This is a genomic window from Halomonas sp. GXIMD04776 (assembly GCF_049808615.1).
Lineage (GTDB): Bacteria > Pseudomonadota > Gammaproteobacteria > Pseudomonadales > Halomonadaceae > Modicisalibacter.
In genome coordinates, this window is record NZ_JBNCAN010000006.1 from 89,724 (window position 1) to 102,897 (window position 13,174).

Annotated in this window: 12 protein-coding genes; 2 read left to right on the forward strand and 10 right to left on the reverse strand. The window is 61.0% G+C overall.

The genetic code is table 11. From position 1 onward, the window contains the following. Positions 1-7 precede the first annotated feature (7 nt). The 9 genes from ubiB to ACPF7Z_RS05705 form a co-directional block, all read right to left on the reverse strand. Positions 8-1,630 carry a ubiquinone biosynthesis regulatory protein kinase UbiB gene (gene ubiB / locus ACPF7Z_RS05665; RefSeq protein ID WP_425192214.1) on the reverse strand — a complete coding sequence of 541 codons (1,623 nt, stop codon included), beginning with the start codon at positions 1,628-1,630 and terminating at the stop codon, positions 8-10. Beyond that, positions 1,627-2,271: a ubiquinone biosynthesis accessory factor UbiJ gene (locus ACPF7Z_RS05670; RefSeq protein WP_425192215.1), complete on the reverse strand. Its 645-nt coding sequence runs from the start codon at positions 2,269-2,271 to the stop codon at positions 1,627-1,629. The genes ubiB and ACPF7Z_RS05670 overlap by 4 nt, the downstream gene beginning before the upstream one ends. Positions 2,272-2,278: 7 nt before the next feature. Further along, a complete protein-coding gene (ubiE, locus tag ACPF7Z_RS05675) occupies positions 2,279-3,025 on the reverse strand; it encodes a bifunctional demethylmenaquinone methyltransferase/2-methoxy-6-polyprenyl-1,4-benzoquinol methylase UbiE (protein WP_425192216.1) in 747 nt (248 codons plus the stop codon). Positions 3,026-3,137: 112 nt separating this feature from the next. Beyond that, on the reverse strand, positions 3,138-3,521 hold the full coding sequence (locus tag ACPF7Z_RS05680; RefSeq protein ID WP_425192217.1) for a gamma-butyrobetaine hydroxylase-like domain-containing protein: 384 nt from the start codon (positions 3,519-3,521) through the stop codon (positions 3,138-3,140). 50 nt (positions 3,522-3,571) lie between these two features. After that, positions 3,572-4,900 carry an ATP-dependent protease ATPase subunit HslU gene (gene hslU, locus ACPF7Z_RS05685; RefSeq protein WP_425192218.1) on the reverse strand — a complete coding sequence of 443 codons (1,329 nt, stop codon included), beginning with the start codon at positions 4,898-4,900 and terminating at the stop codon, positions 3,572-3,574. A gap of 7 nt (positions 4,901-4,907) precedes the next feature. Next, a complete protein-coding gene (gene hslV, locus ACPF7Z_RS05690; protein ID WP_425192219.1) occupies positions 4,908-5,426 on the reverse strand; it encodes an ATP-dependent protease subunit HslV in 519 nt (172 codons plus the stop codon). A gap of 176 nt (positions 5,427-5,602) precedes the next feature. Beyond that, complete coding sequence (locus ACPF7Z_RS05695) at positions 5,603-6,274, reverse strand: SPOR domain-containing protein (RefSeq protein ID WP_425192220.1); 672 nt, start codon at positions 6,272-6,274, stop codon at positions 5,603-5,605. A 3-nt stretch (positions 6,275-6,277) separates the two neighbouring features. Next, positions 6,278-7,963, reverse strand: a complete 1,686-nt coding sequence (gene argS, locus ACPF7Z_RS05700) for an arginine--tRNA ligase (protein ID WP_425192221.1) — start codon at positions 7,961-7,963, stop codon at positions 6,278-6,280. Positions 7,964-8,131: 168 nt separating this feature from the next. After that, positions 8,132-10,372, reverse strand: a complete 2,241-nt coding sequence (locus tag ACPF7Z_RS05705; protein ID WP_425192294.1) for a primosomal protein N' — start codon at positions 10,370-10,372, stop codon at positions 8,132-8,134. A gap of 185 nt (positions 10,373-10,557) precedes the next feature. Here ACPF7Z_RS05705 and rpmE point away from each other — a divergent pair, with 185 nt between their 5' ends. After that, positions 10,558-10,773: a 50S ribosomal protein L31 gene (gene rpmE, locus ACPF7Z_RS05710; RefSeq protein WP_425192222.1), complete on the forward strand. Its 216-nt coding sequence runs from the start codon at positions 10,558-10,560 to the stop codon at positions 10,771-10,773. 239 nt (positions 10,774-11,012) lie between these two features. Further along, complete coding sequence (locus ACPF7Z_RS05715) at positions 11,013-12,284, forward strand: malic enzyme-like NAD(P)-binding protein (protein ID WP_425192223.1); 1,272 nt, start codon at positions 11,013-11,015, stop codon at positions 12,282-12,284. A 12-nt stretch (positions 12,285-12,296) separates the two neighbouring features. Here ACPF7Z_RS05715 and ACPF7Z_RS05720 read toward each other — a convergent pair whose 3' ends face one another. Then, positions 12,297-13,067, reverse strand: a complete 771-nt coding sequence (locus ACPF7Z_RS05720; protein ID WP_425192224.1) for a DUF481 domain-containing protein — start codon at positions 13,065-13,067, stop codon at positions 12,297-12,299. Between the last annotated feature and the right edge of the window lie 107 nt (positions 13,068-13,174).

Below are 13,174 nucleotides of genomic sequence, written 5' to 3' on the forward strand. Positions count from 1 at the left end.
TGTAGGGCTAACGCGAGATCAGCAGCAACATGCCGAGTCCCGCGGCGACCAGTACCGGCCAGGATTGCTGCGTGGCCCATTGCGTCAGCGGCTGCCAGGCAATGGCCAAGGCCAGTAGCAATATGCCCAGGCGAAGACGCCGATCGCGGCGTGCGCTGTACTTCAACTGCTGCTGCATGTCCTCGATGGCGTCGGCCTGGCGTTGACGCTGATGCTGATCGTGCTCCACTCGGGAGAGCGCGTGATGGACCAGTACCGGCAATTCGGGAAGTTGGCGACTAAGCTCCGGTGCCTGTTTCTTGAAGGATTCCCACAGACCTCGCGGCCCGGCGCGTTCCTTCATCCAGCGTTCCAGATAGGGCCGGGCGGTCGTCCACAGGTCAAGATCGGGATAGAGCTGGCGTCCCAGGCCTTCGATGTTGAGTAGCGTCTTCTGCAACAGCACCAACTGCGGCTGGACTTCCATGTTGAAGCGTCGGGCGGTCTGAAACAGGCCCAGCAGTACCTGGCCGAAGGAAATCTCCTTGAGCGGACGCTCGAGGATCGGTTCGCAGACGGTGCGGATCGCCGCGGCAAACTCGTTGGCCCGGGTGTCTTCACCGACCCAGCCCGACTCGATATGCAGTGCCGCGACCTCATAGTAATCCTGATTGAAGAAGGCCAGCAGATTGCGCGCCAGATAATCCTGGTCTTCCCGGGTCAGACTGCCGACGATGCCACAGTCGATGGCGATATACTGAGGATCTTCTGGGTGTTCGCGATTGACGAAAATATTGCCCGGATGCATGTCGGCATGAAAGAAGTTGTCGCGAAATACCTGGGTGAAGAAGATCTCCACCCCGCGTTCGGCGAGTCGGCGCAGATCGACGTTCTGTTCCGCCAGCGCCTGCATGTCGGCCACGGGCGTTCCGTATATACGTTCCTGCACCATCACGCGCTGGCGGGTCAGGGGCCAATGGATGGCCGGGACGTACAATAGCGGTGAATGCTTGAAGTTGCGCTTGAGCTGGGAAGTGTTGGCGGCTTCCTTGCGCAGGTCGAGCTCATCGAATAGCGTCGACTCGTAGTCCGCCACCACCTCGACGGGGCGCAATCGACGCGCCTCGGGAATTCGTCTGAGTAGACGCGCGAAGGTGTACAGCAGACCGATGTCCTTTCGCATCACCTCTTCGATACGCGGACGAATCACCTTGACCACCACTGCCTCACCGCTGTGCAGGCGGGCCGCATGTACCTGAGCGATGGAAGCCGATGCCATGGGGTGAGTGTCGAATTCCGCAAAGCTTGTCTCGATGGAGCATTCGAGTTCGGCTTCAATGAGTGCTCGCGCCTGCTCACCGGGGAAGGGCGGTACCTGATCCTGCAGGCGCCTTAATTCGTCGGCGATCTCGGGCGGCAATAGATCGCGGCGTGTAGAGAGCATCTGGCCGAACTTGACGAATACCGGCCCCAATGCCTCCAGTGCCAGGCGCAGTCGTTTGCCAGGGGAGTGCGGGCCCGTTGGCACCAGCCGTAGAGGGGATAAGCGAAAAAGCAGTCGCAGCGCTGCAGGCAAACGCTCGAGGGGGATCAGCGTGTCCAGGCGAAATCGGGTGATGACCCAGAAGATGCGCAGTAGTCGCAGATTCACGCAGTGTCCTTCTGGTGCGGGGCAAGCTTGCGCTGCAATCGGGTGATACGGGCCTCAAGACGATCCGTAGCGATCTCGAGTTCGGTCAGATGATCGCGTAGCGCCTCCCGTTGAGAATGCCCGGGTAGCAGGCGCGCTTCCTCGAACACGAAATCGGAAAGATCGGCATGCAGTTCGCGCTGGCTTCGCAGTCCGAAGTGCGTGAAGCGCCGCATGCCCTCTGCCAGACTGTGCCCGGGGTAATCGCCGAACCACGCGGCCAGAGCGCCTTCCCAATCGACATCGATATCCATCAATAGCGTGCGAGCGCCTTCGAGCACCCCGACCTGGCCACGCAGCGCCAGGCGTCCCGAGAACATCAGGTGCTCCACCGATTCGCCGCCCAGTAGCGCACCGAGCGTATCACTGTCGATTTCGACGATGGCGTCGGCATCATCTTCCTCGGCCTGGGGGTGGTGCAACAGGCTCAAGCCTTTTTCATCGAAGACGATCAGCAGATCGAATCGCGGCCTTTCCAATCGCATCAGCAAACGCTTGCCGGCGAGCTTATTCAAGCGCGAAGGCGCCGCCGGATCGCGCGCCAACAGAGTATTGAGGGTTTTTTCGGCACAACCGAGCAGTAGCGTGGACATCAATGACATCGGATCCTCACAGCTTGATGCCGCGGTGCAGGGCGACGATACCCCCGGTCATATTGGTATATTCCACGCGCTCGAGGCCGGCGGCTTGCATCATGGCCTTGAGGGTGTCCTGGTCCGGGTGCATGCGGATGGATTCGGCCAGATAACGGTAGCTCTCGGCATCGTTGGCCACCCATTCACCCATCTTTGGCAGGACAGTGAAGGAGTAGTTGTCGTAGACCTTGGACAGCAGCGCGTTCGGCGGCTTAGAGAACTCCAGAATCAGTAGCCGACCACCAGGCTTGAGCACCCGGGTCATCGAGCGCAGGGCGGCGTCCTTGTCGGTGACATTGCGCAGCCCGAAGGCGATGGTGATGCAGTCGAAGCTGTTATCGGGGAACGGCAGACATTCGGCATTGGCCTGAACGTATTCGACGTTGTCACCGACGCCGTTGTCCAGGAGCTTGTCGCGCCCCACCTTGAGCATCGACTGGTTGATATCCGCCAGCACCACACGGCCGTTGGGGCCCACCAGACGCGAGAACTTGAGTGTCAGGTCGCCGGTGCCGCCGGCGATGTCGAGCACCTGATGGCCTCGACGCACCCCGGCCCGTTCCAGGGTCACGCGTTTCCAAAGACGATGAATGCCCAGTGACATGAGATCGTTCATGACGTCGTAACGAGCGGCCACCGAATGAAAGACGTCCGCCACTCGGGCGGCTTTCTCCTCGCGCGCTACCTCCTGGTAGCCGAAATGAGTCGTAGGCTTGTCCATGTCGATCCTTGCTATGGCGCGAATCAAGAAGTTGAGATGACGCCATTGTAGACTCCGCCGATGGCGTTTGTCTTTCGATGCGGCAAAGCGTCAGCAAATGCCTCGTGCACCCCTATAGCTGTTTCAGGGGGATTCCCAGCGGTTCTCGGGAGGCGTTGGCTTCTTCGAGGCGCCGCAGGTAGTCGGCCCAGTTGGCATCCTGGTTGGTGGCCAGCTCGTAGAGGTAGTCCCAACTGTACAGGCCCGTGTCATGACCATCATCGAAGTGCAGCTTGAGGGCGTAGCGCCCGGTCTGGGTGATGTTCTTCAGGCCGACATATTTCATGCCCGTCTGCAGGGTGGCGGACTCCGGGCCATGGCCGCGTACCTCGGCGGAAGGCGAGAAGACCCGAAGGTATTCGGCACTCAGGCGATAGCTTTCGCCTTCGTCATAGCCAAGTTCGAGTTCACGGGCCTGCTTGTGATAGTGCACGCGGGTGGGAATCGGGGCAGTCATCTTGGTCTCCTGAAAAAGCGGCGAGCAGGCCATGCTCGCCGCGCGATGCCTCAGAGAATGTACCGCGACAAGTCCTCGTCCAGCGCCAGTTCGCCGAGCTGGGAGTTGACATAATCCGCGTCGATGACCAGCGGGCCAGGCATGTCGCCGCCCTGGAACGAGGCCTCCTCGAGCAAACGCTCCATGACCGTATGCAAACGCCGGGCGCCGATGTTCTCGGTGCCTTCGTTGACCTGGTAGGCGATCTCGGCGATGCGCGCGATGCCATCCTGGGTGAACTCGATCGTCAGTCCTTCCGTGGCCATGAGTGCCTGATACTGTTTGGTCAGCGCCGCTGAAGGCTCCGTCAGGATGCGCCGGAAATCCTCAGGAGTCAGGGCCGAGAGCTCGACACGAATCGGCAGACGACCCTGCAGTTCGGGAATCAGATCCGAAGGCTTGGAGAGATGGAAGGCGCCGGAAGCAATGAACAGGATGTGATCGGTCTTGATCATGCCGTGCTTGGTCGACACCGTGGACCCTTCGATCAGGGGTAGCAGGTCACGTTGCACGCCTTCTCGTGAGATCTCGGCACCGCCGGATTCGCCCCGTTTGGCGACCTTGTCGAGCTCATCGAGGAAGACGATGCCGTTCTCTTCCACCGCCTCGATGGCACGGCGCTTGATATCCTCGTCGTTGACCAGCTTGGCCGCTTCCTCGTCCCGCAGCAGTTGCCAGGCATCCTTGACCGCGACCCGCTTGGTTTCGGTCTTCTGCTTGCCGAGATTGGAGAACATGCTTTGCAGTTGGCTGGTCATCTCTTCCATGCCCGGTGGGCCGGCAAGATCGAAACCGCCGCTCTGCGGGGTGATCTCGATATCGATTTCCTTGTCGTCGAGCTGACCCTCGCGCAACTTCTTGCGAAACGCCTGCCGAGTCGAGGAGTCGTCGCGGGCGCTGTCGTACTCGCTGCCCCGGGGGCGTGGCAGCAGCGCATCGAGAATGCGGTCTTCCGCGGCATCGTCGGCCCGGTGGCCTACTTCTTCCTTGGCTTGCTCGCGCACCATCTTGATCGCCATCTCGATCAGATCGCGCACGATGGATTCCACATCACGGCCTACATAGCCGACTTCGGTGAATTTGGTCGCCTCGATCTTGATGAACGGCGCCCGGGCGAGTTTTGCCAGGCGTCGGGCGATCTCGGTCTTGCCCACCCCGGTAGGGCCGATCATCAGAATGTTCTTGGGGGTGACCTCCGGGCGCAGGGTGTCGTCGAGTTGCATGCGCCGCCAGCGATTGCGAAGGGCGATGGCCACGGCACGCTTGGCATCGTGCTGGCCGATGATGTACTGGTCCAGCGCGTGGACGATTTCACGGGGCGTCATCTGGGATTGGGACATGATCGACCTAGAGCTCTTCGAGGGTGATGTGGTGATTGGTATAGACACAGATGTCGGCGGCGATGTTCAGCGACTTCTCGGTGATCTCCCGGGCATTGATCTCGGTGTTTTCCAGGAGTGCCCGAGCCGCGGCCAGGGCATAGTTGCCGCCTGAACCGATGGCGATGATGCCGCGTTCCGGCTCGACCACGTCACCGTTGCCGGTGATGATCAGCGAGGCGTTCTTGTCGGCGACCACCAGCATCGCCTCAAGCCGACGCAGGGCGCGATCGGTGCGCCAGTCCTTGGCCAGCTCGACAGCGGCCTTGACCAGATGCCCTTGGTACTTCTCCAACTGGGCCTCGAAGCGTTCGAACAGCGTAAAGGCATCGGCGGTACCACCGGCGAAGCCTGCGAGCACCTGGCCATGATAGAGCCGGCGGACCTTGCTGGCGTTGCCCTTCATTACCGTGTCGCCGAGAGATACCTGGCCATCGCCGGCCAGGGCCACTTGATCGCCGCGACGCACGGACACGATCGTTGTCATGTGTAGAAAACTCCCTGGTGGCAGATCCTTTCGAAATGCTTCCGACCCGCCCAGTGACTTTGGATGCTCACTCGCAGGAGGAACACCCGGCATGGAATCACTCTAGGAGGTGTGGGCGGGGAGTGTAGAAATCAAGCGGCGAGTTTGTGCCGGGTGTCGTGGAGTACCGAGTCACGTCAGTTCTGGAGCTTGATCATCAATGGCTCGATCCCTTGGGTTACCATCAGGTCCTGGGCGCGGTTGAGCTCCCGGGTATCCTTGTAAGGGCCGACCTGCACTCGGTGCCAGGTCTGGTTGCCCTGAGCCTTGACCTCAGTGATCTTGGCCAGCAGGCCGAAGTCCTTGAGCCGATTGGCCAGGCGCTTGGCATCAGTGGCATTCTTGAACGACGCCGCCTGCAACATATAGCTGCCGTCGCCTTGGGGGGCTGTCTGGGATTTCTTGACGGCTGAATCGCCCTCGACCACATCCGCCACCGCCGCGGTACCCGGTGTGTCTTGCACCTCGTCGACCTTGGGCGCGATGACCTCGGATTCCGGCAGCAAGGTGTAGAACTCGAACGTCGGCATGCGGGCTTCTTCTTCATTCGCTGTCTTGCCGCTGCTCGACGAAATGGGCTGCGAGGCGTTCTGAGTTTTGGTCGGCTTGGGTACCACCGTGGCCATGGGGGGTGCCGTTTCCTGAAAGTACTGCGATAGTGCAAAACCGGCGATGAGTCCGGCGAGACCCCATAGCCAACCGGGAATGCTCATGCCGCCGCGATGTTTCTGGCGCGATGAGCGTCGCGCTGTGGCGCCTTTTTGACGCGGGCGTTGGGTTGATTTTTGACTCGAACTGCGGCTGGCCATGGGTTACATCTCCTCCGGGGCGCCGACGCCCAACAGGCTAAGACCATTACGGATGACTTGTCGGGTCGCCAGGCCCAGGGCCAGGCGCGCATTGCGCAGTGCGGGGTCGTCGACCATGACCTTGACGGCGTTGTAGCAGGTATGGAAATCCGCGGCGAGATCCTGCAGATACTGAGCGACCTGCTGCGGCTCACGACTGGCGGCAGCGTGGGAGACCACCTCCGGGAAGCGGGCAAGACGGTTCATGAGCGCCTTTTCCTGATCCTCTTCGAGCAATGCCAGGCTCTCGGTCGCGAGGGCAAGATCGAAGGGCTGGTCGGCGGCCTCGGTTCGGCGCAGCACGCTGCATACCCGCGCATGCGCATACTGGATGTAATAGACCGGATTGTCGTTGGACTTCGAGCGGGCCAGATCGATATCGAAGGTGAGCTGGGAATCGGCCCGCCGGGCGGCGAGGAAATAGCGCGTGGCGTCACGCCCGACCTCGTCGATCAAGTCGCGCAACGTGACATAGCTGCCGGCGCGCTTGGAGAGCTTTACTTCCACCCCTGAACGGGTCACCAGCACCATCTGGTGCAGCACGTAATCCGGCCAGCCTTGAGGAATGCCTACCTCCAGAGCCTGCAGGCCGGCCCGGACCCGGGTCACCGTGGAGTGGTGGTCGGCCCCTTGCTCGTCGATCACCCGGCCGAAGCCACGCTGCCATTTGTCGAGGTGATAGGCCACATCGGGAACGAAATAGGTGTAGTCGCCGTCACGCTTGCGCATGACGCGGTCCTTGTCGTCACCGAAGGCGGTGGTGCGCAGCCACAGGGCGCCATCTTCCTCGTAGGTGTGGCCGCATTCGATGAGCCGCTCCACGGTTTCCTCGACCTTGCCTTCGCCGTATAGCGAGGATTCCAGGAAGTAGACGTCGAACTCGACACCGAAGGCCTTGAGATCGAGATCCTGCTCGCGGCGTAGATAGGCCACGGCGAAACGGCGGATCGCCTCGCGGTCATCGGGGTCGGCGGCCGCGGTGACGTGCTGATCGTCCGCGTCGACGGTGTCGCCGGCCAGATAGCTCTTGGCAATATCGCTTATGTAGTCGCCACGATAGCCATCCCTGGGCCAGGCCTCGTCCTCCGGGGTCACGCCCTTGATGCGCGCCTGCACCGACAGGGACAGGTTGGTGATCTGGGCGCCGGCATCGTTGTAATAGAATTCCCGGGTCACGTCGTAACCGGTCGCTTCCAGCAAACGGCACAGGCAATCGCCGATCGCCGCCCCACGGCCGTGGCCGACGTGCAGGGGGCCGGTCGGGTTGGCGGAGACGAATTCCACCTGCACTTTTTGGCCAGCCCCTTCCAGGCTGCGACCGAAGGTATCGCCGGCATCGAGTATCGTCGGCACGATCCGGGCTACGGCATCCGTCGCGGCAAAGAAGTTGATGAAGCCGGGGCCGGCGATCTCGACGCGTTTCACGGCGTCGTGGGGCGGCAGGGCGTCGATCAGCGCCTCGGCGAGCTCACGGGGCTTTCGGCGCGCCGGCTTGGCCAGCAGCATGGCCAGGTTGCTGGCGTAGTCGCCGTGGGCCTTGTCCCGGGTCGCCTCGATCTTGACGGCGGGATGTGCCTCCTCGGGCACGATGCCTTGTTGCTTGAGTGTCGCCAGTGCCTGGTCGAGCAGTGAAACAATGATGTCTTTCATGGGGATGCGTGCGGTGTCCTGTGGCTCTAGCGAGTATTCACACCACGACGCCTGAGTGTGGTGCAGCGTCGCGACGTCATCGTTCGCGGATAAGCGTAACCGAGCATTATCGGCAATTGCGGCCCGGCTTTAAACCTTTCAACGCTTCGCAGGATCCGTTCATGGTCCTTAACTCAGGGTTTGGGGATCAATATCAATCGACCAGCGCACCCGTCTTGCCTCGGAAGAACGTTCCAGCCAGTCGATGATAAAGGCCGTGGCTACATGCAAGGCGCTACGTTTGGCTGCGGAGAGCATCAGGTGCATATGGTAGCGATTCTGACGCCGCTCCATGGGCGCCGGTGCCGGTCCCAGACAGTTCACGGCCAAGTCGCGTTGACCAAGCCAGGTTCGCAGGGCGCCAGCCGCCGCGCCGGCGAGTGAGGCAGCATCGCTTTCCCGTGGGCTTTCGAAGCGCAGCAATGCCATGTAGCGATAAGGCGGAAGGGCGGCGATTCGGCGCTCCTCCAGCAGTGTTTCGGCCAGGGCATCGTAACCGCTCTCGGCAAGCAGACGAAGATGTGGATCATCGGGATGCAGGGTCTGTACCAGAACCCGCCCCGGCCGTTCGGCGCGCCCGGCGCGTCCGGCCACCTGGATCAGCAATTGGGCACTGTGTTCCAGGGCCCGGAAGTCGCTGGCGTAGAGTCCCGCGTCGGCATTGACCACCACGACCAGCGTGACATGGGGAAGATGATGCCCCTTGGCCAGCATCTGAGTCCCGATCAGCAGGCAGGGCTCGCCGCGACGCACCTCGTTAAGCGTGTGCTCGAAGGCGTCCTTGCGTCGGGTGCTGTCCCGGTCGATGCGATAGACCGGGACTTTCGGGAATAGCGCGGTCAAGCTCTCTTCGCTGCGTTCGGTGCCGGTGCCCAGGGGACGCAGATCGACGCTGGCGCATTCGGGACAGATCTCGGGCAGCCGCTCCTGGCGTTCGCAGTGATGACAGATCAGGCGTGGTGGTTGGCGATGCAGGGTCATGCGCGCATCGCAGTGATGGCATTCGGCCAGCCAGCCGCAGGCATGACAGGCCAGGGTGGGAGCGAAACCGCGCCGGTTGATGAAGACCAGCACCTGACCGCCGCCATCGAGGGCGCTGCCAATGGCATCGATGCTGGGAGGGATCAGGCCACCCTGAGTCGGACGGCCGCGCAGATCGATGAGCTCGAGTCTGGCCGGCGCATGATGACTGGTGCGTCGAGTCAGATGCAGATGACGATAGTGGCCGCTGCGAGCTTGCACCAGACTCTCCAGAGACGGGGTGGCACTGCCCAGTACCACGGGGATGTCATCGCGATGCGCGCGAGCGATGGCCAGGTCGCGGGCATGATAACGCAGCCCCTCCTGCTGCTTGAATGAGTTGTCGTGCTCTTCATCGATCACGATGATGCCGGGGCGTGCCAGCGGCGTAAATACTGCGGAGCGGGTGCCGATGATGATGGGCGCGCGCCCGGCCCGGGCCGCCTCCCAGGCGTCCAGACGCTCCGCGTCGGTCAACCCCGAGTGCAAGGCCACCACCGGGACCCGGAAGCGGCGTCTGAAGCGTGCCAGGGTCTGGGGCGTCAGTCCAATCTCGGGTACCAGCATCAGCGCCTGGCGACCCTTGGCGATGACCGCCTCGATCAGTTGCAGATACACTTCGGTCTTGCCACTGCCAGTCACGCCTTGCAACAGGCAGGCCTGATAATGATCGAGTTCCTGATGCAGTTCCGCCAGGGCGGTCGTCTGCTCACGATTGAGTACCAGGGCCGGTTCGGCTAAGAGGTTGCCACCGGGGGGAATCGGAGAGCCGGTCAATGGCTCTTCATGGCACTCCGCCAGCCCTTTTTCCGCCAGTCCCTTGAGTTGAGGGCGATTGAACCCCTGAGCGCTGATCACCGAACCAATGACACCGCGCGGATGCTGACGCAGCAGTTCCAGGAGTGCAGCCTGACGCCGGGCGCGGCCCAACTGGGCGGCATCGGCGTCGCGACCGGCGGCGGTCAATCTCCAACGCTCCCGGGTGCGGGCTTCCAGGGGGCGTCCCTGGCGCAATAACACGGGCAGCGCCTGTTGCAGGGTGTCCCCCAGGGCATGCTGATAATAGCGCGCGGTGAAATGACACAACCACAGCCAATCGGCGGGTAGCGGCTCGCTATCCAGACAGGCTGTGACCGGTTTCAAGGCGCTGAACTCGAAATCGGTGGTATCACGACACTCGATGACGATGCCCACCACTTCACGCCGGCCCAGTGGCACGCGAACGCGCAGCCCGGGTTGCCAGCCGCTCGCGGGTCCTGGATGACAAGGTCGGTAGTCGAACAATTTGCGCAGGGGCGTGGGCACGGCAACGCCGAGTATCCTGGGCGACGACGCTATGGACGATGGGATTGGCAATTGGTCTCCGGTAATAGCTCTGCTATCATGTGCGACCCTTGGCGGTCAGCGCATTGCTTGGTGGCTTTATACAACAGCCTGGCAGTGACGTAGCTTCCAAGACAGCCGGTTATCTCACAACCCGTGTACGGTGCTTGGCAAAGATCAAGTGGCGGTACATAGACTCATGAGGCTTCAAGATGAAACAAGGTATCCATCCGGATTACAAGAAGGTCACCGCGACCTGCTCCTGCGGCGCCACTCATTCGATCGGCACCACCGCTGGCGAAGATTTCTTTGTAGACGTTTGCTCCAACTGCCACCCGTTCTACACTGGTAAGCAGAAGCAGGCGACTACTGGCGGTCGCGTCGAGCGCTTCAACAAGCGTTTTGGCGCCGCCATCAAGCGCAATTGAGCAGGACGTTGCAAAAAGCTTGCTCGAGTCGAAGACCCGCCCGCCACGGCGGGTTTTTTGTTGCCACCGGCAGATGATCCTCGGTCAGATAGTAGGCACTGTTGTTCGTGCCGATCGTTTTTTATGGAAATAATTTCCCCTTTTCACACAAAAAACAACGCAAACATGAGCTTGTGACTAATTGTGGAATAGTGGTTTTTTCTATACCCTGAGGAATACCCGAGAGACTGGACGGTCCCATGACAGACGTAAAGAAGCAAGCGGCACTGGATTATCACTCCCAACCGATCCCTGGAAAACTGTCGGTCGAAATCACCAAGCCGACTACTTCCGCCAAGCATTTGTCGATGGCCTACAGCCCAGGCGTCGCGGAACCGGTACGGGAGATCGCCAAGGACCCGGAAAACGCCTATCTCTATACCGGTAAGGGCAACCTGGTGGCGGTCATTTCCGATGGCACCGCCATCCTTGGGCTAGGCAATCTGGGGGCGCTCGCCAGCAAGCCGGTCATGGAAGGCAAGGGGGTATTGTTCAAACGCTTTGCCGGGATCAATTCGGTGGACATCGAGCTCAATGCCGAGAGCCCTCAGGCGTTCATCGATACGGTGGCGCGTATCGCCGACACCTGGGGAGGGATCAATCTCGAGGACATCAAGGCGCCGGAATGCTTCGAGATCGAACGAGCACTCATCGAACGTTGCAACATTCCCGTCTTTCATGACGATCAGCACGGGACCGCGATCGTCACGGCGGCGGGTATGCTCAATGCGCTGGATATTGCCGGCAAGAAAATCGCCGATGCGCGTATCGTGTGCCTGGGCGCCGGTTCGGCAGCCATCGCCTGCATGAAGCTGCTGGTCTCCTGCGGCGCCAGGGCCGAGAACATTTATTTGATCGACCGCAAAGGTGTGATTCATAGCGGTCGTGATGATCTCAATCAGTACAAGGCGATGTTTGCCACCCAGACGCCGCTGCGCACCCTCGACGAGGCGATCGAAAACGCCGATGTGTTCGTCGGTCTCTCCGGTCCCAATCTGCTTTCCTCCGAGCAGCTTCAGAAAATGGCCGCCAATCCGGTGGTGTTCGCCTGCTCCAATCCCGATCCAGAAATTGATCCTCAGGTGGCCAACGACGCACGGGACGATGTTATCATGGCGACAGGACGCTCCGATTATCCCAACCAGGTCAATAATGTCCTGGGTTTCCCGTTCATCTTTCGCGGCGCGCTGGATGTGCGTGCGACACGTATCAACGAGGAGATGAAGGTCGCAGCGGTTCACGCTATCAAGGATCTGGCCCGCGAACCGGTGCCTCAGGAGGTGCTCGACGCCTATGAGGTCGACTCCTTGGAGTTCGGTCGTGGCTACATCATCCCGACGCCCCTGGATGAACGTTTGCTGGACCGGGTGTCCTCTGCGGTTGCCCAGGCCGCGGTGGATTCCGGTGTGGCGCGTCGGCCTTATCCTTCGCACTACCCGTTGAAACATGTCGAGGATGTCTACGGCGTGTAACGCCTGGGTCGGTCACCAATGGTAGAGCAGCGACGCTGCCGTGGTGGTATCCGTATTCACCTCGGTATCGTCGTCATCTTCATCCTGGGGTGGGTCGGAGTTGTGCTTGATTTCATGAGAAATGCGTAAGGCGAGGCTGGCATTGAGTTGAGTGGTTATGGCGGAGAAGGTGCGTGTCGTGACATTGTCCCGCGTTCCTTCCACCGACAGCTCCTGTTGAAAACTCGTGCCCTCCGAAATCTGCCATTCGTAGTCCAGCGCGCCATAGCCTACCGCCAGATTCCTGACTTCCCCATTTTCCAGGGCATCGCGCCGGTAGCCCGGCCCCGTTTCCAGCGACAGCGTGTGCTTGGGGCCAGCCAGTACCTGGCGGCCGTAACCACTGATGAAGGTTGTCTGATAGCGATAACCGCTGAAACGCTCCTTCTCCCAGCGCGCGAAACCGAATAAGTAGTGTGGCCCGTCAAGATCGTAACGCTCGCGACCGGCGATCAGATATTGTTCGGCACTGCTTTCGCCGTCTTCCTCGATCTTGCGTGTACTACCGCGAAGGCTGTGGGTCATGCGTCCTGTCAGCCAGGTCAGCCGTCCCTTGGCGATCAATGTCTCGCTGTCGGTATTGCCTGACAAGCTGGTATAGCCAAGTTCGGCCTGGCCGCTGAAGACCGGTGCTTCGTCATCGGGAGCGGGAGGGGCGTAAAACGAGGCGGCGGAGGCCTGTAAGGCGGTCAACGAAATGGCGAGCGTCAACAGAAGTGTTGGCGTAAGCCATGGGCGTGGCATGTCGAAAACTCCTGATACTCTCGTATTGGCGCAGATAGGCGTGCTATCTGCGACGGGGTGGAAAGGGCAGATTGGGCGGGCCTGTCAATACGATGACTAACCCGCCG

Bases quoted from the DNA above. Each gene is read 5' to 3' on its own strand.
- ACPF7Z_RS05720 (WP_425192224.1), bottom strand. From the start codon at position 13,067: ATGCCACGCCCATGGCTTACGCCAACACTTCTGTTGACGCTCGCCATT.
- argS (WP_425192221.1), bottom strand. From the start codon at position 7,963: ATGAAAGACATCATTGTTTCACTGCTCGACCAGGCACTGGCGACACTC.
- hslV (WP_425192219.1), bottom strand. From the start codon at position 5,426: ATGACAACGATCGTGTCCGTGCGTCGCGGCGATCAAGTGGCCCTGGCC.
- ACPF7Z_RS05695 (WP_425192220.1), bottom strand. From the start codon at position 6,274: ATGGCCAGCCGCAGTTCGAGTCAAAAATCAACCCAACGCCCGCGTCAA.
- hslU (WP_425192218.1), bottom strand. From the start codon at position 4,900: ATGTCCCAATCCCAGATGACGCCCCGTGAAATCGTCCACGCGCTGGAC.
- ubiE (WP_425192216.1), bottom strand. From the start codon at position 3,025: ATGGACAAGCCTACGACTCATTTCGGCTACCAGGAGGTAGCGCGCGAG.
- ACPF7Z_RS05680 (WP_425192217.1), bottom strand. From the start codon at position 3,521: ATGACTGCCCCGATTCCCACCCGCGTGCACTATCACAAGCAGGCCCGT.
- ACPF7Z_RS05715 (WP_425192223.1), top strand. From the start codon at position 11,013: ATGACAGACGTAAAGAAGCAAGCGGCACTGGATTATCACTCCCAACCG.
- ACPF7Z_RS05670 (WP_425192215.1), bottom strand. From the start codon at position 2,271: ATGTCATTGATGTCCACGCTACTGCTCGGTTGTGCCGAAAAAACCCTC.
- rpmE (WP_425192222.1), top strand. From the start codon at position 10,558: ATGAAACAAGGTATCCATCCGGATTACAAGAAGGTCACCGCGACCTGC.